The organism is Flagellimonas yonaguniensis (genome assembly GCF_029193885.1).
Classification (GTDB): domain Bacteria; phylum Bacteroidota; class Bacteroidia; order Flavobacteriales; family Flavobacteriaceae; genus Flagellimonas; species Flagellimonas yonaguniensis.
Window position 1 is genome coordinate 2,501 of sequence record NZ_JARFVB010000033.1, and the last position, 2,797, is coordinate 5,297.

Consider the following 2,797-nt stretch of genomic DNA (forward strand, 5'->3'; position numbering starts at 1 on the left):
GCTTGTAGGCGTATGGTTTCAGGGTCTATTTCACTCCCTTGTTCAGGGTTCTTTTCACCTTTCCCTCACGGTACTGGTCCACTATCGGTCTCCCAGGAGTATTTAGCCTTGGCGGATGGTCCCGCCGGATTCACACAGGGTTTCACGTGCCCCGCGCTACTCAGGATACCACTATCTTTAACGCTCCTTGCCCGTACGGGACTATCACCCATATCGTGCAGCTTTCCAACTGCTTCCGGTTCGTCGCGCAAAGAACATTGTGGTCCTACAACCCCGTCATTGCCGGAACAACAACGGTTTGGGCCGATCCGATTTCGCTCGCCGCTACTCTCGGAATCACTCTTGTTTTCTCTTCCTCCGCCTACTTAGATGTTTCAGTTCAGCGGGTTCGCCCACCTTACGGTGTGACTGGCCTTCAACCAGCCGGGTTGCCCCATTCGGACACCCACGGATCAATGCTCATGTGCAGCTCCCCGTGGATTTTCGCAGCTTATCACGTCCTTCGTCGCCTCTGAGAGCCTAGGCATCCCCCATACGCCCTTCTTTTGCTTGTCGCACCCGTACCCCAAGGTACGGATGCCCTCTCGTAATCCTTTATATATTCTATTCTACTTCGTGTTTCTTCTTTGACTTCGCATCAAACGGTGAAAACCGTCTCTGCTCCGTCCCAATATGTCAATGAACTTGTGGCGGACCGCCACTGATGTTCAACAATCAGCGGACGACCTTTGCCGTGGTGGAGAATATCGGAGTCGAACCGATGACCTCCTGCGTGCAAGGCAGGCGCTCTAGCCAGCTGAGCTAATCCCCCATTTACTAGTCGTTAGTAATGAGTAGTCAGTAGTTAGTACATAACTACATACCCAACTTCCAGAATTTCCTAATTTCAATACTCAATGAACGTTTCATCGTAGTCTCAGGCAGACTCGAACTGCCGACCTCTACATTATCAGTGTAGCGCTCTAACCAGCTGAGCTATGAGACTGTCTTGGCCTAAATTTGCCTGTATATCAAAAAACATATCATAAACGACAGCACAAAGATCCTAAGGACCACCTCGCGCAAGAACCCGTCTCCGGGCGTCTCTTTCTCTAGAAAGGAGGTGTTCCAGCCGCACCTTCCGGTACGGCTACCTTGTTACGACTTAGCCCTAGTTACCGATTTTGCCCTAGGCCGCTCCTTGCGGTGACGGACTTCAGGCACTCCCGGCTTCCATGGCTTGACGGGCGGTGTGTACAAGGCCCGGGAACGTATTCACCGGATCATGGCTGATATCCGATTACTAGCGATTCCAGCTTCACGGGGTCGAGTTGCAGACCCCGATCCGAACTGTGACCGGTTTTGTAGATCCGCGCCCCCTTGCGGGGTGGCTTCCCTCTGTACCGGCCATTGTAGCACGTGTGTAGCCCAGGACGTAAGGGCCGTGATGATTTGACGTCGTCCCCACCTTCCTCACGGTTTGCACCGGCAGTCCCGTTAGAGTCCCCATCTTGACATGCTGGCAACTAACGGTAGGGGTTGCGCTCGTTATAGGACTTAACCTGACACCTCACGGCACGAGCTGACGACAACCATGCAGCACCTTGCAGGCAGTCCGAAGAAAGGGGTGTCTCCACCCCATGCAGCCTGCATTTAAGCCCTGGTAAGGTTCCTCGCGTATCATCGAATTAAACCACATGCTCCACCGCTTGTGCGGGCCCCCGTCAATTCCTTTGAGTTTCATTCTTGCGAACGTACTCCCCAGGTGGGATACTTATCACTTTCGCTTGGCCACGGAGACCGAGGTCCCCACAGCTAGTATCCATCGTTTACGGCGTGGACTACCGGGGTATCTAATCCCGTTCGCTACCCACGCTTTCGTCCATCAGCGTCAGTACATGGTTGGCCACCTGCCTTCGCGATCGGTGTTCTATGTGATATCTATGCATTTCACCGCTACACCACATGTTCCGGCGACCCCACCATGACTCAAGACCTGCAGTATCAAAGGCAATTTTATGGTTGAGCCACAAACTTTCACCCCTGACTTACAGGCCCGCCTACGGACCCTTTAAACCCAATGATTCCGGATAACGCTCGGACCCTCCGTATTACCGCGGCTGCTGGCACGGAGTTAGCCGGTCCTTATTCTTACGGTACCGTCAGACACCCACACGTGGGTGCGTTTCTTCCCGTATAAAAGCAGTTTACAACCCATAGGGCCGTCATCCTGCACGCGGCATGGCTGGATCAGGCTCCCGCCCATTGTCCAATATTCCTCACTGCTGCCTCCCGTAGGAGTCTGGTCCGTGTCTCAGTACCAGTGTGGGGGATCCCCCTCTCAGGGCCCCTAACCATCGTTGCCTTGGTAAGCCGTTACCCCACCAACTAACTAATGGTACGCATGGCCATCCCTGTCCGATAAATCTTTAACCACAACATCATGCGATGTCGCGGTACCATGGGGCATTAATCCAAGTTTCCCTGGGCTATTCCCCTGACAGGGGCAGGTTCCATACGCGTTCCGCACCCGTGCGCCGGTCGCCACCAGAAAAGCAAGCTTTTCCGTGCTGCCCCTCGACTTGCATGTGTTAGGCCTGCCGCTAGCGTTCATCCTGAGCCAGGATCAAACTCTTCATTGTATTTCCTTGAATGTCTGTCAGACACCCGGAAATCCGAGCCCTCGCATCAAAATGGTTCTTATTCTCTTTACGCTGTCGTTACAATATGTATATGAACTTCTTTTCTTTTTTACTTCAAAAAACACCTTTTCGATGCCTTGGAAGCGCCCTGCCTTATCAGCTAAGCGGGTGCAAAT

General features: G+C 53.1%; 2 tRNA genes and 2 rRNA genes (1 of these 4 only partly in view). All 4 read right to left on the reverse strand.

Features of this window, described 5'->3' with window-relative positions:
* Positions 1-556 (reverse strand): 23S ribosomal RNA (locus PY092_RS19500); it reaches 2,263 nt to the left of the window's first position.
* A gap of 178 nt (positions 557-734) precedes the next feature.
* Positions 735-811: transfer RNA gene (locus tag PY092_RS19505), tRNA-Ala, on the reverse strand.
* Positions 812-911: 100 nt separating this feature from the next.
* A tRNA-Ile gene (locus PY092_RS19510) sits at positions 912-985 on the reverse strand.
* Between the two features lie 110 nt (positions 986-1,095).
* A 16S ribosomal RNA gene (locus tag PY092_RS19515) occupies positions 1,096-2,621 on the reverse strand.
* The 16S and 23S rRNA genes sit together here with 2 tRNA genes alongside, the layout of an rRNA operon.
* Between the last annotated feature and the right edge of the window lie 176 nt (positions 2,622-2,797).